Annotated in this window: 17 protein-coding genes; 11 read left to right on the forward strand and 6 right to left on the reverse strand. The window is 69.4% G+C overall.

What is annotated here, in order from left to right; genetic code table 11:
• Positions 1–194: 194 nt before the first annotated feature.
• From BLU84_RS12165 to BLU84_RS12175, 3 genes are all read right to left on the reverse strand, one after another.
• The gene (locus tag BLU84_RS12165) at positions 195–2,282 is read right to left on the reverse strand and encodes a phosphocholine-specific phospholipase C (RefSeq protein ID WP_074867164.1); all 2,088 of its coding nucleotides are present in this window, start codon (positions 2,280–2,282) and stop codon (positions 195–197) included.
• 134 nt (positions 2,283–2,416) lie between these two features.
• Positions 2,417–2,992: a hypothetical protein gene (locus BLU84_RS12170; RefSeq protein ID WP_074867166.1), complete on the reverse strand. Its 576-nt coding sequence runs from the start codon at positions 2,990–2,992 to the stop codon at positions 2,417–2,419.
• An 87-nt stretch (positions 2,993–3,079) separates the two neighbouring features.
• Positions 3,080–6,568, reverse strand: coding sequence for a methylmalonyl-CoA mutase family protein (locus BLU84_RS12175; RefSeq protein WP_074867168.1), 3,489 nt, complete (start codon positions 6,566–6,568; stop codon positions 3,080–3,082).
• Positions 6,569–7,121: 553 nt separating this feature from the next.
• Here BLU84_RS12175 and BLU84_RS12180 point away from each other — a divergent pair.
• Positions 7,122–7,439, forward strand: coding sequence for a YXWGXW repeat-containing protein (locus tag BLU84_RS12180; protein ID WP_074867170.1), 318 nt, complete (start codon positions 7,122–7,124; stop codon positions 7,437–7,439).
• A 300-nt stretch (positions 7,440–7,739) separates the two neighbouring features.
• Here the strand turns inward: BLU84_RS12180 and BLU84_RS12185 are convergent, their stop codons facing one another.
• A complete protein-coding gene (locus BLU84_RS12185) occupies positions 7,740–9,944 on the reverse strand; it encodes a C1 family peptidase (RefSeq protein ID WP_083382529.1) in 2,205 nt (734 codons plus the stop codon).
• A gap of 437 nt (positions 9,945–10,381) precedes the next feature.
• Between BLU84_RS12185 and BLU84_RS12190 the strand changes: the two genes are divergently transcribed.
• The 3 genes from BLU84_RS12190 to BLU84_RS12200 all read left to right on the forward strand — a co-directional run bounded on the left by BLU84_RS12190 (position 10,382) and on the right by BLU84_RS12200 (position 13,548).
• Positions 10,382–11,485 carry a Glu/Leu/Phe/Val dehydrogenase dimerization domain-containing protein gene (locus tag BLU84_RS12190; RefSeq protein WP_074867174.1) on the forward strand — a complete coding sequence of 368 codons (1,104 nt, stop codon included), beginning with the start codon at positions 10,382–10,384 and terminating at the stop codon, positions 11,483–11,485.
• Between the two features lie 130 nt (positions 11,486–11,615).
• Positions 11,616–12,389, forward strand: a complete 774-nt coding sequence (locus BLU84_RS12195) for a carbonic anhydrase (protein WP_074867176.1) — start codon at positions 11,616–11,618, stop codon at positions 12,387–12,389.
• Position 12,390: 1 nt separating this feature from the next.
• Positions 12,391–13,548 carry an isovaleryl-CoA dehydrogenase gene (locus BLU84_RS12200; RefSeq protein WP_074867178.1) on the forward strand — a complete coding sequence of 386 codons (1,158 nt, stop codon included), beginning with the start codon at positions 12,391–12,393 and terminating at the stop codon, positions 13,546–13,548.
• A 275-nt stretch (positions 13,549–13,823) separates the two neighbouring features.
• Here the strand turns inward: BLU84_RS12200 and BLU84_RS12205 are convergent, their stop codons facing one another.
• Positions 13,824–16,622: a S8 family serine peptidase gene (locus BLU84_RS12205; RefSeq protein WP_083382530.1), complete on the reverse strand. Its 2,799-nt coding sequence runs from the start codon at positions 16,620–16,622 to the stop codon at positions 13,824–13,826.
• Positions 16,623–16,626: 4 nt separating this feature from the next.
• Positions 16,627–16,977: a DUF6053 domain-containing protein gene (locus BLU84_RS28620; RefSeq protein WP_425479365.1), complete on the reverse strand. Its 351-nt coding sequence runs from the start codon at positions 16,975–16,977 to the stop codon at positions 16,627–16,629.
• A 291-nt stretch (positions 16,978–17,268) separates the two neighbouring features.
• Between BLU84_RS28620 and BLU84_RS12210 the strand changes: the two genes are divergently transcribed.
• From BLU84_RS12210 to BLU84_RS27505, 7 genes are all read left to right on the forward strand, one after another.
• Positions 17,269–18,444: a thiolase family protein gene (locus tag BLU84_RS12210; protein ID WP_074867182.1), complete on the forward strand. Its 1,176-nt coding sequence runs from the start codon at positions 17,269–17,271 to the stop codon at positions 18,442–18,444.
• A gap of 122 nt (positions 18,445–18,566) precedes the next feature.
• Entirely contained in the window at positions 18,567–18,944 is a 378-nt protein-coding gene (locus BLU84_RS12215; protein WP_074867184.1) for a hypothetical protein, read from the forward strand.
• Positions 18,945–19,134: 190 nt separating this feature from the next.
• The gene (locus tag BLU84_RS12220) at positions 19,135–19,563 is read left to right on the forward strand and encodes a hypothetical protein (RefSeq protein WP_074867187.1); all 429 of its coding nucleotides are present in this window, start codon (positions 19,135–19,137) and stop codon (positions 19,561–19,563) included.
• A gap of 442 nt (positions 19,564–20,005) precedes the next feature.
• Positions 20,006–21,616, forward strand: a complete 1,611-nt coding sequence (locus BLU84_RS12225; RefSeq protein WP_074867189.1) for a carboxyl transferase domain-containing protein — start codon at positions 20,006–20,008, stop codon at positions 21,614–21,616.
• Between the two features lie 36 nt (positions 21,617–21,652).
• On the forward strand, positions 21,653–23,347 hold the full coding sequence (locus BLU84_RS12230) for a molecular chaperone HscC (RefSeq protein ID WP_074867191.1): 1,695 nt from the start codon (positions 21,653–21,655) through the stop codon (positions 23,345–23,347).
• Positions 23,344–24,369 carry a J domain-containing protein gene (locus BLU84_RS12235; protein ID WP_074867193.1) on the forward strand — a complete coding sequence of 342 codons (1,026 nt, stop codon included), beginning with the start codon at positions 23,344–23,346 and terminating at the stop codon, positions 24,367–24,369. The genes BLU84_RS12230 and BLU84_RS12235 overlap by 4 nt, the downstream gene beginning before the upstream one ends.
• On the forward strand, positions 24,366–25,871 hold the full coding sequence (locus tag BLU84_RS27505) for a J domain-containing protein (RefSeq protein ID WP_074867195.1): 1,506 nt from the start codon (positions 24,366–24,368) through the stop codon (positions 25,869–25,871). The genes BLU84_RS12235 and BLU84_RS27505 overlap by 4 nt, the downstream gene beginning before the upstream one ends.
• Positions 25,872–26,002: the final 131 nt, after the last annotated feature.

Below are 26,002 nucleotides of genomic sequence, written 5' to 3' on the forward strand. Positions count from 1 at the left end.
ATCCGGGCGACGGTGGGGTTGGGCGAGCGGTGGCGGTCCGCGGGGCCGCGTTGGTTCGGGCGGGTTGTTGCGGTGGGGTTGTTGGGGGCGCCGGAGGTTGTGGGGGCGCGGTCGCGGCTTGCGCCGCTCCTACAGGGGGATCGCGTGGGTGGATCGCTATTTGTAGGAGCGGCGCGAGCCGCGACCGTGGGCGTTCAGATCGCGGCGCCGCTCAACAGCGGATCGGTGCGGCTCACCCGCCCGGTTTCGATATGCCCGGCCAGTCGCCGCAGGAAGCCGGCCGGTGCGTCGCTGGTGATGCTCAGGTCGTACCAGCCGGCGCTGTCGGCGAACGACCAGTGCACATCGACGCTCTGGCCGGGCGCGAGGCGGTAGCTGCGCGCGGGTTCGGCGCTGTAGGCGTTGGCGGCCACGCGCACGGTGCAGGCGGCGGCGCCGCTGTTTTCGATCGCCAACGCCAGGCGTGCGCGCGGTTTGTCGTACACCGCGATCACGTCCGGGCGCGCGCCGCGCGCGTCGATGCGGCCGGCGTAGCGGCGGAAATAGCCGTTGGGCCCGTACACGACAAGGCCGTAGGCGCCCTGGGCGTCGGCGATCCAGTAGTCGCTCAGCTGTTTGCCGGATTCGACGGTGTAGGTCCACGGGCCAGCGTCGCCGTTGTCGGCGTAGACCTGGAACACCGCGGCGCGCGGGCCTTGGTTGGCGAACTCCAGCCAGAACTCGCGCTGCGCCGGTTCGCTCCACGAGGTGACGTAGAGGTCGTAAGGCACGGCGCGCGCGGGTTTGATGCCGCGTTCTTGCGGCGGCAGTGCCGGCGAGGCGGCCGGGTAATCGGGCTTGGCGTAGTAGTACTGTTTCCAGTACGCGTCGTTCATATGCGCATCGGCGGCGGCGACGTCGCGCGCGGTCGCGGGCACGGCGGTGTCGGCGCCGTCGAAGTCGAACAGCGCGGTGAGGTCGCCGCACACCGCGCGCCGCCATTCGCTGATGTTCGGCTCGGCCACGCCGAAGCGCGTTTCCAGGAAGCGGATCACCGAGGTGTGGTCGAACACTTCCGAGCTGACCCAACCGCCCTTCGACCACGGCGAGATCGCCAGCATCGGCACGCGGTGGCCCAGGCCGATCGGCAGGCCGGAGGTGGCCTCGATCTCGCCGGTGGTGTGCACGGTCGAGGCGCCGCGGCCCTGTTGCCACGGCGGCGTTGGCGGCGGCACGTGGTCGAAGAAGCCGTCGCATTCGTCGTAGGTCAGCAGGAACACGGTCTTGGCCCAGACCGCGGGATTGGCGGTCAGCGCTTCGATGACCTTGGCCACGTACAGCTCGCCGAACGCCGGGCCCCACCACGGATGCTCGGACGAGGAGAACGGCGGCACCAGCCACGACACTTGCGGCAGCTTGTCGTTGAGCGCGTCTTCGCGCAGCTTGTCGAGGCCGCGCACGGTCATCGCGCGCTCCCACAGCTGCGAGGCGCGCGGCGCGTTCTTGAACTGGCTGAACCAGGCCAGCGCGTTGCAGTCGTAGTTGTTGTTGTCGTCGATCTTGTAGCGGCTGAGCAGGAAGTTCAGCGCGGCGTTGTAGGAGCCCGCCGCGCCGTTCTGGTAGATCCGCCACGACACGCCGGCCTGTTGCAGGCGCTCGGCGTACGTGGTCCAGCCGACGCTGCCGCCGGTGTCGGCCATGTCGTTGCTGGTGTGCACGCCGCTGCCGTCGGCGTTGGCCGAGGCGCGGCCGCTCATCAGGTACAGGCGATTGGGATTGGTCGGCCCGAGCATCGAGGCGTGATAGGCATCACACACGGTGAAGCTGTCGGCCAGCGGGTAGTAGTACGGCAGGTCGGCGCGGGTGAAGTAGCCCATCGCCTGCGGCCATTGCACCTGCATCCAGCGGTCGTTGCGGCCCTGGTTCCAGCAATCGTGCAGGCCGCCCCAGCCGTGGTCGTTGCTGTCCAGCCACTGCGCCCAGGTCTTGCTGGTGTCGAGGTGGTACGGGGTGTAGTCGCGGCCCTTGTAGTTCTGCTGCCATACCGGCTTGCCGACCTGGCGCAGCGCGCGCGGGTCGTTGAAGCCGCGCACGCCGCTGAGGGTGCCGAAGTAATGGTCGAAGGAGCGGTTCTCCTGCATCAGGATCACCACGTGCTGAACGTCTTGAATCGTCCCGCTGACCCGCGCGGGCGCGATCGACAAGGCCTTGGCGATCGACGGCGGCAGCATCGCGCCGGCGGCGAGCGCGGCGGCGGATTGGCCGGCGAGGCGGAGGAAGTCGCGGCGGGAGGTGTCGGACATGGCGAGGCCTGCGGGGCAAAACGCAGGAACCTAGTGCGGCGCCGTGACGCGCCGATGACGTCGGCGCGCCCGGTTGCGCGTTCATGCGCGGGTTCGGCGGAAACTGGAACCCGCGCCCGCTTCGACGGCCGGCGTCAACGCTGTGCGGCGACGATCTTCCTGCGCGAGGGCCAGTACACCGCGAGGTGGGCGACGAACAAGATCGCGGTCATCAACGCCGCGCCTTCCAACAGCATCGCCCGGTAGCCATCGGCGCCGGGGGGCACGACGCTGCCGTAGCCGATCGCGGCCAGCACATACGGCATCGGCGCTACCACCGTCAGGCCCATGTAGCCGGGCGCGGTGAGCACCGCGCCCAGCAGCGACACGCCCAGCGCGGCGGCCCGATGCGCGCTGGGCAGACGGAACAGTTTCGGCCGCAGCAGCCACCACGCCGCGACGGTGAGCAGATAGCCGGCCGGCGGCCCGACGCGCTGCCACGACCATTCCCAATAGCCCGAGCCGGCGATCCACACCGCGGGGATCACGGTCAGCGTCAGCCAGCACAGCGCGTAGCCGATGCGCGCGGCGACATCGAACGGCCGCAGCCAGCGACTGAGGATCAGGCCGAGGATCGCGACCGCCCAGCCGCCGACCGTGGCGGCGACGAGGCCGACGACCGGCAGCAGCCAGCGGTAACGGTTCGGGGCGACGCGTTCCTTGTCCTGCATGGCGTTCCTCTCGACTGGGGCCGAAACCTTGCGCTTGCGCCCTGCGCAAACAGGCCCGCATGCGCGGGCCTGTTTGCCTGGAACGGTTTACATGTTGCGCCGGTACTCGCCGCCCACGTCGTACAGCGCATGGCTGATCTGCCCCAGGCTGTGCGTCTTCACCGCCTCCATCAGGCTGGCGAACACGTTGCGGCGCTCGCGCGCCGCGGCCTGCAAGCCGCGCAGCCCTTCGGCCGCGTAGCTGTTGCGGCTGACCTGATAGGCCTGCACGTTGTCGATCTGCTGGCCCTTCTCGCCTTCGGTCGAGCGGATCAGTTCGATCTCGGTGACGATGTCGCCGCCGTGGTCCTTCGGCAGGAAGGTGTTGACGCCGACCAGCGGCAGCGAGCCGTCGTGCTTCTTGTGCTCGTAGTACAGGCTCTCTTCCTGGATCTTGCCGCGCTGGTACATGGTGTCCATCGCGCCGAGCACGCCGCCGCGCTCACTGATCGCTTCGAATTCCTTGTACACCGCCTCTTCGACGATGTCGGTGAGCTTGTCGACGATGAAGCTGCCCTGCCAGGGGTTCTCGTTGAAGTTCAGCCCCAGCTCTTTGTTGATGATCATCTGGATCGCGACCGCGCGGCGCACGCTTTCTTCGGTCGGGGTGGTGATGGCTTCGTCGTAGGCGTTGGTGTGCAGGCTGTTGCAGTTGTCGAACAGCGCGTACAGCGCCTGCAAGGTGGTGCGGATGTCGTTGAACTGGATTTCCTGGGCGTGCAGCGAGCGGCCCGAGGTCTGGATGTGGTACTTCATCATCTGGCTGCGCGGGTCGGCGCCGTAGCGCTCGCGCATGGCGCGGGCCCAGATGCGGCGGGCGACGCGGCCGATGACGGTGTACTCCGGGTCCATGCCGTTGGAGAAGAAGAACGACAGGTTGGGGGCGAAGTCGTCGATCTTCATCCCGCGCGCGAGGTAATACTCGACGATAGTGAAGCCGTTGCTCAGGGTGAAGGCGAGCTGGCTGATCGGGTTCGCGCCGGCTTCGGCGATGTGGTAGCCCGAAATCGACACCGAGTAGAAGTTGCGCACGTTCTTGTCGACGAAGAACTGCTGGATGTCGCCCATCATGCGCAGGGCGAACTCGGTGCTGAAGATGCAGGTGTTCTGGGCCTGGTCTTCTTTGAGGATGTCGGCCTGCACGGTGCCGCGCACGGTGGCGAGGGTCTTGTCGCGGATCTTCTGGTAGGTCTCGGCGTCGACGACCTGGTCGCCGGTGACGCCGAGCAGGCCCAGGCCGAGGCCGTCGTTGGTTTCCGGCAGCAGGCCGCTGTATTCGGGGCGCTTGCGGCCTTCGAAAAGGGCTTCGATCTTGTCGTGGGCTGCGTCCCAGCGCGATTGGTCTTCGCGCAGGTACTTCTCGATCTGCTGGTCGACGGCGGTGTTCATGAACATCGCCAGGATGATCGGCGCCGGGCCGTTGATGGTCATCGACACCGAGGTGCTCGGCGCGCACAGGTCGAAGCCGGAGTACAGCTTCTTCATGTCGTCGAGCGAGGCGATGTTGACGCCGGAGTTGCCGATCTTGCCGAAGATGTCCGGGCGCACGGCCGGGTCTTCGCCGTACAGGGTCACGCTGTCGAACGCGGTCGACAGACGCGCGGCCGGCTGGCCGACGCTGAGGTAATGGAAGCGGCGGTTGGTACGCTCCGGGGTGCCCTCGCCGGCGAACATGCGGATCGGGTCTTCGCCGGTGCGGCGGTACGGGTAGACGCCGCCGGTGTAGGGGTAATAGCCCGGCAGGTTTTCCTTCTGCAGGAAGGTCAGCAGCTCGCCCCAGCTCTTGTAGGTCGGCGCGGCGATCTTCGGGATCTGCTGGTGGCTCAGGGACTCGCGGTAGTTTTCTACGCGGATGACCTTGTCGCGGACTTTGTATTCGTTGACTTCGTCGGTGATCGACTTCAGGCGGGCGGGCCAGTCGCGCAGCAGCTTCAGCGCTTCGGAGGTCAGCGACTGGACGGCGTCGTTGTAGCGTTGGCGCAGGGTCAGCAGGGTGCGGTCCACACCTGCGAGTTGCGCGGTCGCGGCTTGCGCCGCTCCTACAGGGGCTTCGGGCAGCAGTGCGTCGGCGGCGTAGAGATCCAACGCCTTCGGTAACGCGGCGTCTTCGAGGTCGTGCAGCGACTGCCAATACGACTGCGCGCGATCAGCGATCTCAGACTGCGTCTCGATCTGCTTATTGATCGAACGCCCCTGCTCCGCGATCTCGGCGAGGTAGCGCACGCGCGCGCCCGGGATCAGCACGGTGGCGCGCGGTTCCTTGAGCTCGGTGTTGACGTCGGGCGTCCACTTCTCGGCCGGCAGCGACAGCTTCTCGCGCAGCAGGCGGCACAGGTTGGCGAACATCCAGCTGATGCCGGGGTCGTTGAACTGGCTGGCGATGGTCGGGTAGACCGGGACGTCCTCATCCTTGGTCTGGAAGGCGACGCGGTTGCGCTTCCACTGCTTGCGCACATCGCGCAGCGCGTCCTCGGCGCCGCGTTTGTCGAACTTGTTGAGCACCACCAGTTCGGCGTAATCGAGCATGTCGATCTTTTCCAGCTGGCTCGGCGCGCCGAAGTCGCTGGTCATGACGTACATCGGGAAGTCGACCAGGTCGACGATCTCCGAATCGCTCTGGCCGATGCCGGCGGTTTCGACGATCACCAGGTCGTAGCCGAGGCTGCGCAGGTAGCCGATGCAATCCTTCAGCACCGTGTTGGTCGCCGAGTTCTGCCGGCGCGTGGCCATCGAGCGCATGTAGACGCGGTGGCTGCGCAACGAGTTCATGCGGATGCGGTCGCCGAGCAGCGCGCCGCCGGTGCGGCGGCGGGTCGGGTCGACCGAGATCACCGCCATGCGCATCTCGGGGAAGTTGGCGAGGAAGCGATTGAGCAGTTCGTCGGTCACCGACGACTTGCCGGCGCCGCCGGTGCCGGTGATGCCGACCACCGGAGTCTTGCCGCCGGCCAGCTGCCACTGCTTGCGCAGGTGGGCGAGCTGGGATTCGTCGAACGCGCCCTCTTCGATCGCGCTGAGGGTGCGGCCGATGCTGATTTCATCGCCGATGCTGGAGGCCTGCGGGCTCGATTCGGTCGCCAGGCGCGCGTCGCTGGCGCGGCGCACCACGTCTTCGATCATCGCCACCAGGCCCATGTGCATGCCGTCGTTGGGGTGGTAGATGCGCTCGACGCCGTAGGCCTGCAGTTCGCGGATTTCTTCTGGCGTGATCGTGCCGCCGCCGCCGCCGAACACGCGGATGTGGCCGGCGCCGCGTTCTTTGAGCATGTCGACCATGTACTTGAAGTATTCGACATGGCCGCCCTGGTAGCTCGACAGCGCGATGCCGTCGGCGTCTTCCTGCAACGCGGCGCGCACCACATCTTCGACCGAGCGGTTGTGGCCGAGGTGGACGACTTCGGCGCCCTGCCCCTGGATCAGCCGGCGCATGATGTTGATCGCGGCGTCGTGGCCGTCGAACAGGCTGGCGGCGGTAACGAAGCGCAGCGGGGTCGCGTCGGGCTGGGCGGCGGGGATGTTCGCGGCGGTGGTGCTCATGGGCATCTCGATACGCAGGACGGTCTGCGCGTATTGTAGCTCTGTGCGCGCCGCCCCGGTTTGCCCCGCGCGTGCGGGGGCGTAGGGAGGCGCGGCGCTAGCGGAGTCCGGCGGCGGGCGTCAATAGGGGCTGTGCGGCGCGGGTGCGCCGGAAGTGACTGGACGGTCGCAAGCGGCGACAACGGCCGGTTCGATACGTCGCGGCGCCAAGCCGCACTGCCCCATGCAATCCCCCTGTAGGAGCGGCGCGAGCCGCGACCGCGAAGCCTGCGCTCGCGTCGAACCTTGCGTCGTAGTTGCGTTGTCGCGGTCGCGGCTCGCGCCGCTCCTACAGGGGGATTTCAGGCGGCTTTGCCGGCATTGCCGGGTCGGTGTGCGGGCGCAACAAACGTCGCGAGCGTCAACCGCTTCGCGCTGCAACCGTTTTCCAGCAAGCCGGCCTTCAGCAATCCGGCGCATCCGTGAATGCGCGCAGGCGCGCCGTCAACAGCGGCGCGGGCGTGGCGTTGTCTGCGGTAACCGGCGGGTGGCCGCCGGATCGAGGAGAACGATCATGGCTATGCGTCCTTTGATGGTGGCGGCGGTATTGGGTGTGGCGACGCTGGCGGGCGTGCATGCGCCGCAGGCGCAGGCGCGCGCTTACGTGGATGTGGACGTGCGCGTGGCCCCGCCGCCGCCGCGTTACGAGCGGGTGCGGGTGCGTCCGGGTTATGTGTGGACGCCGGGTTATTGGAGCTGGAACGGCCGCCGCCACGTGTGGATCGGCGGCAACTACGTGGTCGCGCGTCCGGGGTATGCCTATGTCGGGCCGCGCTGGGTGTCGTACGGGCCGGCGTGGCGCTTCCATGGCGGGCGTTGGGTGCGTCGCTGAGCGGTCGCGGGCGGAGGCGCAGTGCAGAACCCAGCCATGCAGAAGCAAAATGGATTCCGGCTTTCGCCGGAATGACGGCGGGTTTCGGAATGACGGCGGGTTCCGAAATGACGACGGGTTAGCGTCGATGCGCTGATTCCGCGTCCGCTAGCGCGACGCGCCTCGATACGGGCGCGTCGCGCATCCGCCTGGCCGCGTCCTGCGGCCCGATGCGGCGCACGGCACCGTATCCGCGCGACGCACCTGCATCCCTGCCCGCCGCATCCGGCGGCGGCTTCGCGTCCCTGCAGCGCCGTTCGCTTACCGCTTCGCCAGCCCGCGCACGATCTTGGCGCGGCGCTCGGCGGTGCCGGATTCGGAACGATGCAGATCGAAACCGCTGCGGCCGCTGACGCCGGAGCGCCCGGGGCCGAGGATACGCGCCAGGGTCGCGGCCAAGGTCGCGCGGTCTTCGTCGAAGCCGCCGTGCGAGGTGGCGAAGGCGGCGTTCGGCGAGCCTTCGGCCTGGCCCGAGGTCGGCGACTGGACCCAGTCGATCAGCCCGCGATCGAGCAACTCGCGCAGCTCCGCTGAGCCTTGCTCGGCGCCTTTTTCCAGGAACTTGGCCATGCCCAGCAGCGGCGTGCCGTTGCGCAAACGCCGGTTGATCCAGCTGCGCGGCTGTTGTTCGAACGCATGCGCGACCAGGTACAGCAGCGACTTGTGGTAGATGCTGGCGCAGTGGTCGTCGTTCTCGGCCTTGTCGGTCAGGGTGAACAGCGCCAGGCGCTTGATCTTGCCGCTGCGCAGCGCGGGCGCGTAGGTGTCGAGGAACAGCTCGACGGTGATCGCCGGCGCCCACAGCGCGACGCTCTCGATGGTCAGGCCCAGCCCTTGCTGGCCGACCGCGGGCCCGCTGGGCACGACGCCGTCGGCAGTCAGCAGTTGCACCAGCGGCGCCAGCAGGATCGAACCGGCGCTGTGCCCGGCCAGATGCAGTTCGACTTTGCTGTCGCGCGCGCGCCATTCCTGCAGCAGCCGCGCCACCAGCGCGGCGCCGCCGGCTTCGCTGACTTGTCCGCCGGGCAATACGCTGCGCGCGGTGGTGGCGCGCAGGCCGTTTTCCTTCATCTCGTCCCACAGCAGCTTGCCGCCGGCGACCCGCGCCAACGGTTCCAGAGTGTCGTCGAGGCGATCGAGCAGCAGATTCTTGGCGCTGTCGACGATGCCTTCGCTGCGCGGCTTGGCGACATCGCGCAGGATGTTGCCGAGCGTGGTCCAGGCATCGGTCTTCCAGACGAACGACAACGGGTAGATCTGTTGCTCCAGCATCGTGTTGCGGTAATCGGCGACGCGCTGGATCGCCGCCTGCTCGGGCACCAGGCCGCCGTGGGCGTAGAGCAGCACGCGCTTTTTCGGCCAGGCCGCGGTGATCCGCGGCAGGTCGTTGCGGATCAGGTTGCGCACGTCGTCGACGCTGGTGCCGAAGCGGCCGTCGTCGCGCAGCGCGCCGTCGTTGCCGAGGCTGACGATGTGCGGGCGCAGGTCGGCCTGCGAATAGCCGGTGGACTGGCGGGCCAGGCTGGAATGGCTGACCGCGCTGGACTGCGCGCTGTGCAGCCGCACCGGCACCGCCAGCCGCGCCACCCACACGTCGGTGCCGCGTTCCAGCCATTCGTCGTAACTGACGTAGCCGTAGCCGCTGCGGCCCCAGGTCTTGCCCCAGGAGTTCTGGATCCAGAAGCCGCCTTCGTCGTAACCGACGATGGCGAAGGCGTGGTAGCCGGCGATCTCCTGCTGTTCCCAGGCGATCACGCCGCGCCGGCCGGGCTCGTCCCAGCCGTCGTGCACGGCGCTGGAGGCGTACAGCACGCCGACTTCGGCGAACGCCGCGTGCATCGCCACCAGGTCTTTGTGGTTGACCCGGAAGTACGCGCCCAGCGGCCGCTGCGCGGCGTCGCGAGCGCGCTGCTCGGTGTAGGTTTCCAGGCGTTTGCCGGGCTTGTACGGCCAGACTTTGTCGGCGCACACGCCGTGGTGGTGCCAGCCTTTCATCGCGCCGCGGCAGCTGGAACCGGAGTATTCCTCGCCGCGCCATTCGTCGTAGCGCCGCGCCATGTCGTAGAACATGCGCGTGCTCACCGGACGCAGCACCGCGCGCGGGTTGCGCTTGCGCAGCAGGGCATGGGCGACGGTGGCCAGGCCGAACGCGGTGCAGGCGCCTTCGTCGCCCTGGTCGAGGATCGGCAGGCGCAGCTTGAGGTGTTCGCTCAAGGGTTTGTGCGCGGGCACGTCGACCAGGGTCGGTTCGAACATGCGGTCGCGGAAGTCGGCGGTGTCGGGGCGGGCGTCGAGCAGACGCGCGTTGAGCTGGCGCACGCCGGCGTGGGCGCGGGCCGCTGCCTTGCGTTTGGACGTCGCGGACGTGGACGCCCGCGGCTTGGACGCCTTGGGTTTGGACGTCTTGGACTTGGAACTCTTGGGCGAGGCCGGCTTGCGCGCGGCGGCGGTCCTTGCGGTGGCCATGGGGGCGGCGTCCTGAATGGGCGGGTGCGATGCGCGGGCGGGCGGTACGCATCCGGGCAAACGCCGCCGCGCGGCCGGCCCGGACACACGGTTTGCATCGTTATTGTGTTTGACGACGCCAGTCTTCGCGATATCGGCGGCATGCCGACGCCCCTTTCGACCGCCGCCGCGAACGCCATCGCGCCATTTGGATCGAGCCAAACGGCAAGCCCGGCAAACCCGCGCCGCAAGCGCCCGCGCCGCCTTCGCGCAACCGCCCCGGCATACGCCCGGCATACCTAGCCGTATTGCCCGATTGCTTTAGACTAGCGGCCCTGCGCCGGCCGGCTCGCCGCCAGCGCACAGGCGATTTCTACTCATTTCAACGACTTAACCCACAGCCAGGCGAAACCGCGCTCGCATCAGCGCTGCGCAACCCGCCCGGTTCGGAGCACCCGATGATTTTCGAAACCCTCGACACCTTCGGCCATGAGCAGGTCGTGTTCTGCCATAACAAGGACGCCGGCCTGAAGGCCATCATCGCGATTCACAACACCGTGCTCGGCCCGGCCCTGGGTGGCCTGCGCATGTGGCCGTACAAGACCGAGCAGGACGCGCTCAACGACGTGCTGCGCCTGAGCCGCGGCATGACCTACAAGAACGCGGTCGCCGGCCTCAACATCGGCGGCGGCAAGGCGGTCATCATCGGCGATCCGGCCGCCGACAAGTCCGAAGCGCTGTTCCGCGCGTTCGGCAAGTTCGTCGATTCGCTGGGCGGCCGCTACATCACCGCCGAAGACGTCGGCATCGACGTCAACGACATGGAATACGTCTACCGCGAGACCGAGTACGTCACCGGCGTGCACCAGGTCCACGGCGGTTCGGGCGACCCGTCGCCGTTCACCGCCTACGGCACCCTGCAGGGCCTGATGGCGGCGCTGAACAAGCGCTTCGGCGACGAGGAAGTGGGCAAGTACAGCTACGCCGTGCAGGGCCTGGGCCATGTCGGCATGGAGTTCGTGAAGCTGCTCAAGGAGCGCGGCGCGAAGATCTTCGTCACCGACATCAACAAGGGCCTGGTCGACAAGGCCGTGTCCGAGTACGGCGCCGAAGCGGTGGGCCTGGACGAGATCTACGACGTCAACGCCGACGTGTACTCGCCGTGCGCGCTGGGCGGCACCGTCAACGAGCAGACCCTGCCGCGCCTGAAGGCCAAGATCATCTGCGGCGCCGCCAACAACCAGTTGGCCAACAACGCCATCGGCGACGAAGTGGCCAAGCGCGGCATCCTGTACGCGCCGGACTACGCGGTGAATGCGGGCGGCGTGATGAACGTGGCGCTGGAACTCGACGGCTACAACCGCGAGCGCGCCATGCGCATGATGCGCACGATCTATCACAACCTCGGCCGCATCTTCGAGATCGCCGAGCGCGACAGCATCCCGACCTACACCGCCGCCGACCGCCTGGCCGAAGAGCGCATCAGCGCGATCGGCAAGTTGAAGCTGCCGCTCGGCCGCTCCAACCCGAGCTTCCGCGGACGCATCCGCAGCGGGCACTGAACCACACTTCGACGGGGCCGACGGCCCCGTCGTCGTATTCGCGGTAGGGTTTTTCGTGCGCCATTGCGTTTAGCAAAACGCACGCGCCGTCCACCGTTTTCGTTCGCGTCGCCAACCCTGGAGCCAAGCCATGCGTTCGTCCGCTTTCGCCGTGCCCGCCGTTGCCGCGCTCGCCGTCGCCGGCCTGTCCGCCGCCCTCGCCTTCGCCGCGCAGGCGAACGGGCCGGCCAAGCCGGCCGCCGCCGGCCATCACGAGGTCTACGACTACGACCACCAGGAAGCCTGGCAGGCGCTGCACGACAAGTCGCAGTCGCCGATCGACATCGTCACCGCCGGCGCGGCCGCGGCCGATCCGGCCGAGCCGCGCGCGATCGAGTTCAGCCACACCCACGGCGCCATCGACAAGGTCGAGGACAACGGCCACGCCGTGCAGGTCGACACCCACGCCACCGAGGCGACCATCCGCGGCCGCCACTTCAAGTTGGCCCAGTTCCACTTCCACGCCCGCAGCGAGCACACCCTGGACGGCAAGCATTTCCCGCTGGAAGGCCACTTCGTGTTCAAGGCCCAGGACGGGCGCCTGGCCGTGGTCGGGGTGATGTATGAACAGGGCAAGGCCAATGCGGTCGCGCAGGAAGTGCTGGACGATCTCAAGCCCGGCAAGGCCAAGCCGGCCCAGCCCGAGATCGACATCGAAGGCCTGCTGCCGAAAGCGCACGGCTACTACCACTACCTGGGCTCGCTCACGACCCCGCCTCTGACGGAAAATGTCGAGTGGTACGTGATGCCGGCGCCTGTGACCATGTCGAAGCAGCAGATCGACGGGTTCTTGTCCCATTACCGCCGCAACAACCGCAACATCCAACCGCTCAATGGGCGGCCGCTGATTCGTTACGAGGGCTGATATGCGCAGTTTTCCCCTGGGTGAAGAGATCGACGCGCTGCGCGACGCCGTGCGCCGTTTCGCCGAAACCGAAATCGCTCCGCGCGCGGAGCGCATCGACCACGACAACGCGTTCCCGCAGGACCTGTGGCCCAAGCTGGGCGAGATGGGTCTGCTGGGCATGACCGTGCCGGGCGAGTTCGGCGGCAGCGAGATGGGCTATCTGGCCCATCTGGTCGCGATGGAAGAGATTTCGCGCGCTTCCGGCTCGGTCGGTCTCTCCTATGGCGCGCACTCCAACCTGTGCGTGTCCAACCTGTTCGCCAACGGCAATCAGGACCAGCGCGCCAAGTACCTGCCCAAGCTGTGCAGCGGCGAGTGGAAGGGCGCGCTGGCGATGAGCGAGCCGGGCGCCGGCTCCGACGTGGTCGGCTCGATGAGCTGCCGCGCCGAGCTGCGCGACGGCGTGTGGGTCGCCAACGGCAACAAGATGTGGATCACCAACGGCCCCGAGGCCGACGTGCTGCTGGTGTACATGCGCACGGCGGGCAAGGCTGCGGGCAGCAAGTGCATGACCGCCTTCATCGTCGAGAAGGGCATGAAGGGCTTCAGCACCGCGCAGAAGCTCGACAAGCTCGGCATGCGCGGCTCCAACACCTGCGAGCTGGTGTTCGAGAACTGCGAGATCCCGGTCGAGAATGTGGTCGGCGAGGTCAACCAGGGCGTCAAGGTGCTGATGAGCGGCCTCAACACCGAGCGCCTGGTGCTGACCGGCGGCCCGCTCGGCCTGATGCAGGCGGCGATGGACATCGCCCTGCCCTACGTGCGCGAGCGCAAGCAGTTCGACGCGGCGATCGGCACCTTCGGCCTGATGCAGGGCAAGATCGCCGACATGTACACCTCGCTGCAGTCCAGCCGCGCGTTCGCCTACCAGGTCGCACGCGATTTCGACGGCGGCTACAAGAGCCGGGTGGACGCGGCCTCGTGCCTGCTGCACGCCTCCGACGCCGCGGTCGAAGTGGCGCTCGAAGCGATCCAGACCCTCGGCGGCAACGGCTACATCAACGAATACCCGACCGGCCGGCTGCTGCGCGACGCCAAGCTGTACGCGATCGGCGCGGGCACCAACGAGATCCGGCGCATGCTGATCGGGCGGGAGTTGTTCGACGGCAAGAGCTGATCGCAGCGTCGCTCGTCTCCCTCTCCCGCTTGCGGGAGAGGGAACAAGAAGCCCCGCGAACGCGGGGCTTTTTCGTTGTCGCGCAAGACCTGCTCTAAGCCGCGCGATCTCCCTGTAGGAGCGGCGCAAGCCGCGACCGCGAATCCGCGACTACGACAAACCCAGCGGCCGCCCGCGCCATCGCGATAGCGGCTTGCGCCGGACGCCGCAGTTTCGCGGTCGCGGCTCGCGCCGCTCCTACAGGGCGAGCCCGAAACAATGACCGCGCATTGCGCTTAAAACGGCAGCGACCAACTCGCGAACGCGCGCGGATACTGCCGGCCGAACTCGTAACGATTGTCGAAATCCAGCGCGAACACCCCGCCGCGCGCGAATCGCGCATTGAACCCGAGCCCCAACACACCGGCCTCGCGCGCGAACGCGTCGCTGACGATCGGCGACCACACTTCCATGCCGGTGAAGCGCGCATCGATGTAGCGGCCCGACTGCGCCAGCGTGCGCTGCCATTCGGCGCGGCCGCTCAGGCTCAGCAGGGCCGATCCCAGCCGCCACTGGCGCTCCAGCCGCGCGCCGGCAAGCAACTGGGTCGCGCTCAACGTCGAATCGCCGGCGCTCAGGCCGAAGCCGGCCGCTCCCGATTCTTCGAAGCCGCCACGATCCAGGCGCAGGCTCTGCGCGCCCAGGTAAGGCGTGAGCACGCCTTCGCCGAAGCGGAAACGATGCCCGGCCTGCACGTTCAAGCTCAGATAGCGCTCGCCGTAATCGCTGCCGGTGCCGAATCGGTCCGCGCCGAGTTGCACTTCGCGCTGCAGGTAGCGATCCATGTGGCCGAACGCCGCGCGCCCGAGCAGGTAATGCCCGTCGCGGTTCCAGGCCGCGTAGAACTGCCCTTCGACCTGGCGGTTGCGCTCGCGGTCGCGGCGCTGCGCGCTGTAGGCGTAGCCGTCGGTCTGGCTCAGCGCGGCGCCGAGGTTCCAATCGCCGAAGCGCTGGTCGTGGCCGACGATCCAGCCGGTCGCGTCCAGATCGAAGCGCCCGGCCATCGCCCGGCGCGCGTCGAGCCGGTCGCTCCAGGCGCCGGAACGCGTGCCGTCGAGGTATTGCGCATCCAGCCGCGATTCCAGCGCGCGCCGGTTGCCTTCGACCGTCATCAGCGCGAACGCGGCGTCGGCGCCGTGCAGCTCGCCCGACAGGCTCGCCAGCGACTGCTGCGCGGCCTGCGCCGTGGCCGAGCGCTGCAGCGCGCCGGCCGCGGCCGAGAACGCGCCGGCGCCGCCGGGCGCGGTTATCGCCGCGCCAGCGCCGAGGCCGCCCAGCGCGGCGTCCACGCGCGCGGCCGCCGCCACCTCGCCGGCCGGCATGCCCAGCGATTGCGCGGTCGCGCTGATGTTCAATGCGGTGATGTCGAGCCAGGCCTGGGTGCTGCTGTAGCCCACTGTCGCGGTCAGGAACACGCCCGGCGCGCTCGACAGGCTGGCGAACTGGCCGCTGAGGCTGCCGGCGTTGAGGAACACCTCGCGGCTGGAGCGCACATAGCCCGGTAATTGCCCGAGCACGCGCGCATCGCCGGCCAGCGTGGCGGCGCCGCCGACATCGAGCCTGGAGCTGATGAAGAACTGCAACTGCCCCGCCGCCGACTGCGCGTAATCGCCGTCGATGCGCAGGCCCGCGCCTTCGACCCGCAGCGCGCCCTGGTTGTCGACTCGGCTGGCGATCCGGGCGCCGTTGCCGCCGGCGAAGGTCGCGCCGTTGCGCACGGTCACCGCCGAGGCGAGGCTGCCTCCGTCGTTCAGGCGCAAGGTGCCGCCGGCGACGTCGGTGCCGCCGCTGTAGGTGTGCGCGGCGCTGCTGTCCAGGCGCAGCGTGCCGCTGCCGTCCTTGATCAGGCCGCCGGCGCCGGTGAGCGGGTTGGTCCAGGTCGAGCTGCCGTCGAAGCTCACCCGCGCATTGCCCCAATCGAGCCGGTGCAGGCCGCGCACCGCCGCGCCGACATCGAGCAGGCCCTGGCCGAACACCGGGTCCACGCCCGGCGCGCCCAGGTCCTTGGCGTTGCCCAGCAGCGCCTGCCGGACCAGATCGTTGTTGAAATACGGAAACGCCTGCCACACCAGCGCCGCCGCGCCCGACACCTGCGGCGCGGCGAACGAGGTGCCGCGCACCACCCAATAACTGGGGTTGCCGACGCTGTCGTTGACGCCGGTGGCCTGCACGTCGCCGGGCGCGACCAGGCAGTAGTTCATGGCGATGCCGCAGGCGTTGGAATAACTCGCCAGCCGGGTCGGGTTGAGCGTGTCCAGCGCGGCCGCGGCGATCCAACCACGCTCGAGCGCGTCGGCGCCGGCGCCCTGGCTCGGCAGCGACGCGTTGTCGGACGGCTGCGGCTTGGACTCGTTGCCGGTGGCGAACACCACCAGCCCGCCGTTGTCGATGAAGGGCTTGTAGGCGTCGATGAAACTGCGGGTGACGTTGTCGCCGGTCCAGTACAGGCCGCCCCAGGAGTTGTTCATGATCCGCACGCCGGCGTTCATGAGGTCGCGACTGACGATGTCGAGCCCGCCGTTGCCGGTGGCCTGGTTGCCCATGCCCGAGCCGTCGTCGCTGGGCCGGGTGTCGGCGAGGATGCGCGCAGAGACGATGCTCGCGCCCGGCGCGATCCCGCCCGGCCAGGCGCCGACCGGGGTGCCGGCGATGATCTGCGAGACGTAGGTGCCGTGGCCGAGCACGTCGTCGATGCGGTGGTTGTTGCTGCGCGGATCGGTGTAGATCAGCATCGGCCCGACCCGGCCGTTGAGCGCGGGATGGTCGCGGCGCACGCCGCTGTCGACCACGCCGATGCGCACGCCCTGCCCGGTCAGGCCTAGCGCCTGCGCCGAGCGCGCGTTGGTCAGGTCCAGGTGCGCGCCGATCGGCGGCGGCGGCGTGGTCGGCGTAGTGGGCGGGGGCGAAGACGGCGGCGGGGGTTCGCGGACGTTGCCGCCACCGCCTCCGCCGCCGCAGGCGGTCAACACCGCCGCGGCCAACGCGCCCAAGGCCCAATGCGTACTGCGCCGCACCGCCGGTTCGAATCGTTTCATGGGCTCACCCCAGTCGCTCTGGATCAGGAAGACGCGACCGCTCCCCCCGGGCGGCCGGCCGCACCGGGCCGCATCGCGCGGCGCCGGCGTTTTCGAATCCGAACCCGCTCCTTGTAATGCAAACGCCGGCGGCCGACAAACGAATCGCGCGGCGGCGAAGCAAAAGCGCCAGAAGGCTGGGTTCGGCGCTTGCGCGCATCGCCTCAGAGCGCTCGGCCAGGACAGGCGGGACGGGCCGGGAGCCTGTGGGAGGGACTTCAGTCCCGACGCTTTCCGATCGGATCGCCGCGAACTGAAACAAGAGCTTCGGGACTGAAGTCCCTCCCACAGATCGGATCGCAGCGGACGGGAACATGGGTGTCGGCCTTTAAGGGCCTTCCACCGGGCAGATCAGAGCGGCCTGAGACGACGGCGTCGGGACTGAAGTCCCTCCTACAAGGGCCGCCAAGGGCCGCTACGGATTCAGCCGCCGGCCGGGCTCGCAGCCCAATTTGTTGGTTTTTCGTTATCCGCCCTGGCCCCATTCCCCCTGCCCGAAAGGGCATTTGCGGCACCGCAACACGGCGCCGCATAATCGGCGGGTTCCGGCCTCCCGGGCCCTGTCCCGCGCCGGCCCTCACACGCCACAGTTTTCCGGAGTTCCGCCATGAGCGATGTCGTCATCGTCGGTGCCAAGCGCACCGCCATCGGTTCCTTCCTCGGCCAGTTCACCGGCGTCCCCACCCCGACCCTGGGCAGCGCCGCGATTACCGGCGCGCTGGAACAGGCCGGCGTGGCCGCCGACCAGGTCGACGAAGTGATCATGGGCTGCGTGCTCCCGGCCGGCCTCGGCCAGGCCCCGGCGCGCCAGGCCGCGCTCGGCGCCGGCCTGCCGGCCGCGGTCGGCTGCACCACCATCAACAAGGTCTGCGGCTCGGGCATGAAGGCGATCATGCTCGCCCACGACCTGATCCAGGCCGGTTCGGCCAAGGTCGTCGTCGCCGGCGGCATGGAGTCGATGACCAACGCCCCGCACCTGCTCAACAACTCGCGCACCGGCATCCGCTACGGCAGCGCCGAGTTCCTCGACCACATGGCCTGGGACGGTCTGACCAACCCGTACGACGGCAAGGCCATGGGCGTGTTCGGCGACGCCACCTGCGCCAAGTACGGCTACGATCGCGCCGCCATCGACGCCTATTCCGAAGAGAGCGTGAAGCGCGCGCAGGCTGCGCAGTCGGCCGGCCACTTCAAGGATGAAATCGTTTCCGTGACGGTCAAGGGCCGCAAGGGCGATGTCGTCGTCGACGCCGACGAAGAGCCCGCCAAGATCGACGTGGCCAAGATTCCGACCCTGCGTCCGGCGTTCGGCAAGGACGGCGTGCTGACCGCCGCGGCCTCCTCGAAGATCTCCGACGGCGCCGCCGCGACTACGCTGATGAGCGCCGAGGAAGCCGCCGCGCGCGGGCTCAAGCCGCTGGCGCGCATCGTCGCCCACGCCGGCCACGCACAGGCGCCGGAATGGTTCACCACCGCGCCGGTGAAAGCGATTTCAAACGTGCTCGAAAAGGCCGGTTGGAAGGTCGAAGACGTCGATCTGTTCGAGGTCAACGAAGCGTTTTCGGTGGTCGCGATGGCGCCGATGACCGAGCTGGGCATCGCCCACGACAAGCTCAACGTGCACGGCGGCGCGGTCGCGCTGGGCCACCCGATCGGCGCCAGCGGCGCCCGCCTGGTGGTCACACTGATCAATGCCTTGCGCATCCGCGGCGGCAAGCGCGGCGTCGCCTCGCTGTGCATCGGCGGCGGCGAAGCCACGGCGATCGCCATCGAATTGCTGTAAAAAGTTAAAAACGCGTTGCACAAAAAAAACCGGCGGGCCGCTTGACACACGTCACCGGCTTGTCATCATGTTATCGGCGCGCTTTTGCGCGTTGCCTAACTAAACGACGAGGAATCCGAATCATGAACTTCAACAAGGCGCTGATCGCCCTGGCTCTGGGCCTGGCCCTGGCCGCTTGCTCGAACCAGAAGCAGGCCGACACTGCCGCTGCCGACGCCGCTGCCGCTTCGGGCGAAGCCCAGGCTGCCGCTGACACCGCCGCCGCCGCTGGCGACGCCGCCACCGCCGACGCCGCCGCTGCTTCGGCCGACGCCGCTGCCACCGCCGCCGACGCCGCCGCCACCTCGGCCGACGCCGCTGCCAACGCTGCGACCCCGGCCGCTGCCGACGCCGCTGCCGACGCCGCCAAGGGCGCTGCTGACGCCGCCGGCGCTGCTGCCGACGCCGCCAAGGACGCTGCCGCCCCGGCGGAAGCGGCCAAGGAAGAAGCGAAGAAGTAATATCGCGCAAGCGATACTGCAGTTCCGGCGCGGGCAACCGCGTCGAACGGGAAAGCCGCCGGTTCTCCGGCGGCTTTTTCCGTAAGGTCAGTGAACGATCGAAGCCGGCTTGCCGGACCGCTGCGAGCACTGGCGTTGCCTGACAGCTCCACCTAGCGTTTTTCTCAGACAACTCCTCAGGAGACAGCTCATGAAGACCCATCTCTACGTCCTGCTCGCCGCTGCCGCTCTGGCTCTGTCGGCTTGCGCCCAGAAGACCGAAGAAGCCAAGGACGCCGCTGCCGAAGCCTCGGCCGCCGCCGAGCAGGCCGGTGCCGACGCCGCCAAGGCCGCTGATTCGGCCGGCGCCGCCGCTGCCGAAGGCGCCGCCGCTGCCGGCGCTGCCGCGACCGACGCCGCCAACGCCGCTGCCGGCGCTGCGACCGACGCCGCTGCCGCCGCTGGCGACGCCGCTGCCAAGGCCGGCGATGCCGCCGCCGCTGCGACCGACGCCGCCGCTGCCGGCGCCGCCGGCGCTGCCGCCAAGGCTGCCGACGCCACCGCCGCTGCCGCGCAGAACGTCGCCGACAAGGCCGGCGCCGCTGCCGACGCTGCGAAGAAGGAAGAAGCCAAGCACTAATCTGCTTGCGCTCTCGTTCGCTGAAAGGCCCGCCTTGTGCGGGCCTTTCTTTTTGTGCGGCGGCTCGAGTGTGGGAGGGGCTTCAGCCCCGACGCTCTTCGTTCCGATCGCCGCGAACCGAATGAATACTTGAATGGGGCGCCCGCTCTTGTGAGAGCGATTTCAGCCCGATGAGCTCAGGCCGCAGCGAACTGAAACAAGAGCGTCGGGGCTGAAGCCCCTCCTACAACGGCGCGGGCCGCGCCGCTGGAAACGCGTCTTTCGAGGCGACCCGAGCCCGACGCGCGTTCCGCCGCGCTCGCCGCTCACGCAAACCAAGCGCGCATGTCGCATTGTGTGCGCATACGCCGGCGTTTGCCGCGGCTTCGCCCGCACAGGCCATTGGCCGGCGCTGGCGCTTTGTGTTTTGATGCCGCGTCTCCCGCTTCCGGCCGTGCCCGCAATGCCCGCGATCACTTCCCAGCTCGACCCGCGCTCGCAGGATTTCCGCGACAACGTCGCCTACCACCGCGCCCTGGTCGAAGAACTCGACGCGCGGCTGGCACGCGCCGCCCACGGCGGCGGCGACAAGGCCCGGGCCAAGCACACCGAGCGCGGCAAGCTGCTCGCGCGCGACCGCATCGCCGCCCTGCTCGACCCGGGCTCGCCGTTCCTGGAAATCGCCCCGCTCGCGGCCGAAGGCATGTACGACGACGCCGCGCCGGCCGCCGGCATGGTCGCCGGCATCGGCCGGGTGCAGGGCCTGGAAGTGGTGATCGTCGCCAACGACGCCACGGTCAAGGGCGGCACCTATTTCCCGATGACGGTGAAGAAGCATCTGCGCGCGCAGGAGATCGCGCGCGAGAACCGCCTGCCCTGCGTGTACCTGGTCGACTCCGGCGGCGCGTTCCTGCCGCTGCAGGACGAGGTGTTTCCGGACAAGGAGCACTTCGGCCGCATCTTCTACAACCAGGCCCGGCTGAGCGCGGAGAACATCCCGCAGGTCGCCGTGGTCATGGGCAGCTGCACCGCCGGCGGCGCCTACGTGCCGGCGATGTGCGACGAGTCGGTGATCGTCAAGGAACAAGGCACGATCTTCCTCGGCGGCCCGCCGCTGGTGAAGGCCGCCACCGGCGAGGTGGTCGACGCCGAAGCGCTCGGCGGCGCCGACGTGCACACCTCGGTGTCGGGCGTGGCCGATCATTTCGCCCAGGACGACCGCCACGCGCTGCAGATCGCGCGCGACATCGTCGCCACCTTCAACCGCAAGAAGACCTTGCCGGTCGCCGCGCAGCCCGCGCGCGAGCCGCTGTACCCGGCCGAAGAGCTATACGGCATCGTGCCCAAGGACACGCGCAAGCCCTTCGACATCCGCGAGGCGATCGCGCGCATCGTCGACGGCAGCGAGCTGCAGGAGTTCAAGGCGAGGTACGGCAAGACCTTGGTCACCGGCTTCGCCCACCTGCACGGCTATCCGGTCGGCATCGTCGCCAACAACGGCATCCTGTTCGCCGAGAGCGCGCTCAAGGGCGCGCACTTCATCGAGCTGTGCAACCAGCGCGGCATCCCGCTGGTGTTCCTGCAGAACATCACCGGCTTCATGGTCGGCAAGAAGTACGAGAACGCCGGCATCGCCAAGGACGGGGCCAAGATGGTCACCGCGGTGGCGTGCTCGCACGTGCCCAAGTTCACCGTGGTGATCGGCGGCAGCTTCGGCGCCGGCAACTACGCCATGTGCGGCCGCGCCTACGGCGCGCGCTTCCTGTGGATGTGGCCGAACGCGCGCATCAGCGTGATGGGCGGCGAGCAGGCCGCGTCGGTGCTGGCCACGGTGCGCCGCGACGGCATCGAGGCGCAGGGCAAGCAGTGGTCGGCCGAGGAAGAAGACAGCTTCAAGTCGCCGATCCGCGATCAGTACGAGAGCCAGGGCAACCCCTACTACGCCACCGCGCGGCTGTGGGACGACGGCATCATCGACCCGGCCGACACCCGCCGCGTGCTCGGCCTGGGTCTGTCGGCCAGCCTCAACGCGCCGATCGAAGAGCGCACTCGCTTCGGCGTGTTCCGCATGTAATTCTGTGCGCTCCATCGCAAGGGACTGTGGCTTCGCATGATCGTCGGCATCGACCTGGGCACCACGCATTCGCTGATCGGCGTGTACGCGCCGGACGGTCCGCGGCTGATCCGCAACGCGCTGGGCTCGCTGCTGACGCCCTCGGCGGTGAGCCTGGGCGACGACGGCAGCATCATCGTCGGCCAGGCCGCGCGCGAGCGCCTGGTCTCGCACCCGCGCCAGAGCGTGGCCGCGTTCAAGCGCTGGATGGGCAGCGACCGGGTCACCACGCTGGGCCCGCACCGCTTGCGTCCGGAGGAACTGTCGGCGCTGGTGCTCAAGTCGCTGATCGCCGATGCCGAAGCCGAGCTCGGCGAGAAGGTGCGCGAGGCGGTCGTCAGCGTGCCGGCCTACTTCTCCGACAGCCAGCGCAAGGCCACCCGCATCGCCGGCGAGCTGGCCGGGATCAAGGTCGAGCGGCTGATCAACGAACCCACCGCTGCGGCGCTGGCCTACGGCCTGCAGCAGAGCGACGACGGCGGCCGCTACCTGATCTTCGACCTCGGCGGCGGCACCTTCGACGTGTCGATCCTGGAGCTGTTCGACGGGGTCATGGAAGTGCACGCCAGCGCCGGCGACAACTTCCTCGGCGGCGAGGATTTCTCGCGCGCCCTGCTCGACGGCTTCCTGCGCGAACACGGCCTGTCGGCCAGCGCGCTGCCGCTGGGCGAGCTGGCGGTGCTGGAACGGCGCATCGAAGCCTTCAAGCAGCAGCTCGCCGGCAGCGGCGAGGCCCAGCTCGAGCTCGCCCTCGCCGGCCAGGCGCGCGCCTGGCGCCTGGACGAGGACGGCTTCGCCCGCCTGTGCGAACCGCTGGTGCAGCGCCTGCGCGCGCCGCTGGAGCGGGCGATGCGCGACGCCAAGCTGACCCCGTCGCAACTCGACCAGATCGTCCTGGTCGGCGGCGCCTCGCGCATGCCGCTGTGCGCCAAGCTGGTCTCGCGCATGTTCGGCCGGCTGCCGCTGCGCCACCTCAACCCGGACGAGGCCATCGCCCACGGCGCCTGCGTCGCGGCCGGGATGAAGGCGCGCGACCAGAGCCTGGAAGAGGTGGTGCTGACCGACGTGAGCCCGCACAGCCTGGGCGTGAGCACCGGCCAGGAAGTCGACGGGCGCTTCGTCAGCGGCCTGTTCTCGCCGATCATCCACCGCAACAGCACGGTGCCGGTGAGCCGGGTGGAACGCTATTTCCCGGTGCACGACAGCCAGCGCAAGGTCGAGCTGGAGATCTACCAGGGCGAGAGCCCGCGGGTGGAGAACAACGTGCGGCTGGGCGCGATCACCATCGAGCTGCCGGCCAAGGCGCGCCAGGACAATCCCATCGATGTGCGCTTCACCTACGACATCAACGGCCTGCTGCAAGTCGAGGCCGAAGCGGTCGCCAGCGGCCTCAAGCGCGAGGTGATCCTGGAGAAGAACCCCGGCGTGCTCAGCGCGGAGCAGATCCGCGAACGGCTGCAGGCCTTGGCGGCGCTGAAGGTGCATCCGCGCGAGCACCAGGAGAACGTGGCGCTGATCGCGCGCGCCGAGCGCTTGTACGAAGAACTGCTGTGGGCGCGCGAACAGGTGCAGGTGGCGCTGGTCCGCTTCCGCGGCGTGCTCGACCTGCAGGACGACGCGCTGATCGCCGAGCACCGCCGCGATTTCGCCCACTTCCTCGACGCGGTCGAGGCGCAGGCCGGCGGCGCGTGAACCCGTTCGCCGTGCTGGGCCTGTCCGCGGACGCGGACGAGGCGCAGATCAAGCGCGCCTACGCCAAGCTGCTGCGCGCGAACCGGCCCGACGACGATCCGGCCGGCTTCCAGCGCCTGAACGAGGCCTACCAGCACTGCCTGGAATGGGCGCGCCGACGCGCTGCGGCCGCGGCCGCGCTCGCGCTCGCGGCGGATGCCGCCGCAGACGAGCGCGAGGACGCTGACGAGGACGAAATCGAGGCCGACGGCGAGACCGCGCAACGGCTGCGGATACCGCCAGCGCCGCGGCCGCCGCCGGTCCCGGTCGCACCCACGGACGGTCCCGCCGCGCCGCAAGCGCCCGCCGCGCCGGCGCCGTTCGCGCCGGCCGCACCCAGGACGCCGTTCGTGGCCTCGGCGCCACCTGCTCCGGCGCCGGCACAGCCGCCGGCACCGAGCGCGCCCGCTGCGGCGTCCGCGCCATCCGCACCGCCTGCACCCGCAGCAGCGAAGGCTCCGCGCGCGCCCGAACCGGCGCCGCTGCCGGCGCACGTCCCGGCCGCCGCGGCACCTGCGCGCGAGCCGGCGCGCGAGGCCGAGTTCGACGCCAAGCGTTTCCTCGACGAGCTCTACCGCCGCGCCGAAACCGACACCGTCGCCGAGCTCGAACACTGGCTCGCCAAGCACCCGGCGCTGTACCAGCTCGAACGCAAGCACGCGCTGGCGCCGGCGCTGATCGCCTGCCTGAGCGCGCGCGCGCCGCTGTACCTGCCGCAGTTGGACGCGATGCTGCGTTTCTTCGACCTGGACACCGTGCACGAGCGTTCGGCCGGGCTGCAGGCGCGCATCGTCGAACTGCGCGCGCAGACCCGCCGACGCGGCGTGGATCTGCGCGAGATCGAGTTCGATCCCAATCCCAAGCCCGGCAAGCGCGGCCGCCACCCGATCGATCTGGATGCGAGCACGGTCATCTTCCTGCTGATGGGCTTCGCCGTGCTCGTGCGCGTCGTCGCCGCCCTGGCCGGAACCGATCGCCCGTGACGCCGTTCAAGCGACTGGGGCTGTCGCCGGGCAGCGACGAGCGCGAGATCAAGCGCGCCTATGCGCGCGAACTCAAGCGCTGCCGGCCCGACGACGACCCGCAAGGGTTCCAGGCGCTCAACGAGGCGTATCAGCAGTGCCTGCGCATCGCCGCGCAGCGCGCTGTCGCCTTCGCCCTCGCCGCCGCGGACGAAGACGACAGCGCGCCGCCCAGCGCGATCGCGCAGACACAGCCCCACCCTGCTGCGCCGACGCCGCCCGCAGCGCCCGCGCGCGATGCGCCGTCTCAGCCCGCACCCGAGTCGCGCCACGATGCGCAGCCCGCTTCGCACGAGCCGCATAACGCCGACCCCGCCGAACCGCAAGCGCGCTACTTCGACCTGCAAGCCTTCCTCGAGGAACTGTTCGATTTCGCGCAGCGCCGCCTCGCCGTCGACCTGCAACGCTGGCTGCGCGATTGCGAACCGCTGTACTCGCTGGACCTCAAGCACGCGCTGCGCGCGCCGGTCGCGCACGCGCTGGCCCAGCACGAACCGCCGCTGGCGCCGGCGGCGACCGACGCCATCGCCGACTACTTCGACCTGGGCGCGCTGTACGACCCCGACCCGCGCCTGCGCCACTGGCTGGCCGTCGCCAGCGATCGCGGCGCGCGCAGCGTCGCGTTCGAACGCATCCTCGGCGAGTACCGCAACGCCCACGACCGGCTGGTCGACCGCTGGCTGTTCGGCGAACTGCAGCGGCCGGCGTTCTGGCCGCGGCGCGCGCTGATCGCGCTGATCCCCTCGCTGCCCAGCCGCCTGCGCGGCCTGTTGCTGCGCCTGCAGCGGGTCGGCCCGGAATGGCTGGAGCGGCGGCTGGACCCCAGCGCCGTCGGCTTCTGGCTGCGCGCCTGCGATCCCGAGCGCCTGGACCCGCGCCGCATCGCCATCGCCGCGGTGCGCATTCCGCTGTACTACCTGGCCGCGGCCTGGTTCGTGTGGCTGCTGATGGCCTACGACCCGGCGCCGTTGCAGGACATCCCGCGCAACATCGCCGTGCTCTTCGCCGCCTGGATGGCCGCGGCGCTGGGCTGGATCGGGCTGGTCCGCTCGCGCCGCTGGATGACGCAGCGCATGGGCTGGGATCCGTTCGTCGCGTACACGATCGTCCTGCTCGCCGCCTGCGCGGCCTGCGCGTACTGGCTGCCGTTCCAGGCCGCCTTGATCGCCTGCGTGATCGGCTTCGTGCAGGCGCGCTCGCGCGCCGCGCCGGTGCCGGCGATGCTGTGTTTCCTGATCGGCGCACTGGCCACGATAGCGGTGACGCCGTCGTCGCTGCTGGCCTACGACTCGGCGGCGCCGCTGATCCCCATCGCCGCCGCCACGGTGCTGCCGCTGCACGACTTCGCTTTGTCGCGCCGCCTCGGCGTGCCGATGGCCCAGGTCCGCGCCGGCGCCGGCAAGCTGTGGCGGCTGGCCCAGATCCTGGCGGCGGTGGCCGTCGCCGGCTTCTTGCTGCGCTGATCGGGCACGCCGCGCGCCGGCGTCGCCGCATTCATCGATCTGAAATATTTCTTAATCACTGTCGTTCGTGCGCGCGTTCTCGCGCGCGCCGCGAACGCGCGCACGCATGCGCCGCAAGGCCTGCCGCGAAG

It is taken from the genome of Lysobacter enzymogenes (genome assembly GCF_900106525.1).
GTDB classification, from domain to species: Bacteria; Pseudomonadota; Gammaproteobacteria; order Xanthomonadales; family Xanthomonadaceae; genus Lysobacter; species Lysobacter enzymogenes.

Excerpts from the sequence above, each read along its gene's own strand:
- BLU84_RS12190 (WP_074867174.1), top strand. The coding sequence starts at position 10,382 with ATGATTTTCGAAACCCTCGACACCTTCGGCCATGAGCAGGTCGTGTTC.
- BLU84_RS12220 (WP_074867187.1), top strand. The coding sequence starts at position 19,135 with ATGAAGACCCATCTCTACGTCCTGCTCGCCGCTGCCGCTCTGGCTCTG.
- BLU84_RS12200 (WP_074867178.1), top strand. The coding sequence starts at position 12,391 with ATGCGCAGTTTTCCCCTGGGTGAAGAGATCGACGCGCTGCGCGACGCC.
- BLU84_RS12210 (WP_074867182.1), top strand. The coding sequence starts at position 17,269 with ATGAGCGATGTCGTCATCGTCGGTGCCAAGCGCACCGCCATCGGTTCC.
- BLU84_RS12195 (WP_074867176.1), top strand. The coding sequence starts at position 11,616 with ATGCGTTCGTCCGCTTTCGCCGTGCCCGCCGTTGCCGCGCTCGCCGTC.
- BLU84_RS12205 (WP_083382530.1), bottom strand. The coding sequence starts at position 16,622 with ATGAAACGATTCGAACCGGCGGTGCGGCGCAGTACGCATTGGGCCTTG.
- BLU84_RS12185 (WP_083382529.1), bottom strand. The coding sequence starts at position 9,944 with ATGGCCACCGCAAGGACCGCCGCCGCGCGCAAGCCGGCCTCGCCCAAG.
- BLU84_RS12165 (WP_074867164.1), bottom strand. The coding sequence starts at position 2,282 with ATGTCCGACACCTCCCGCCGCGACTTCCTCCGCCTCGCCGGCCAATCC.
- BLU84_RS12175 (WP_074867168.1), bottom strand. The coding sequence starts at position 6,568 with ATGAGCACCACCGCCGCGAACATCCCCGCCGCCCAGCCCGACGCGACC.
- BLU84_RS12230 (WP_074867191.1), top strand. The coding sequence starts at position 21,653 with ATGATCGTCGGCATCGACCTGGGCACCACGCATTCGCTGATCGGCGTG.
- BLU84_RS12180 (WP_074867170.1), top strand. The coding sequence starts at position 7,122 with ATGGCTATGCGTCCTTTGATGGTGGCGGCGGTATTGGGTGTGGCGACG.
- BLU84_RS12215 (WP_074867184.1), top strand. The coding sequence starts at position 18,567 with ATGAACTTCAACAAGGCGCTGATCGCCCTGGCTCTGGGCCTGGCCCTG.
- BLU84_RS12170 (WP_074867166.1), bottom strand. The coding sequence starts at position 2,992 with ATGCAGGACAAGGAACGCGTCGCCCCGAACCGTTACCGCTGGCTGCTG.
- BLU84_RS12225 (WP_074867189.1), top strand. The coding sequence starts at position 20,006 with ATGCCCGCGATCACTTCCCAGCTCGACCCGCGCTCGCAGGATTTCCGC.
- BLU84_RS28620 (WP_425479365.1), bottom strand. The coding sequence starts at position 16,977 with ATGTTCCCGTCCGCTGCGATCCGATCTGTGGGAGGGACTTCAGTCCCG.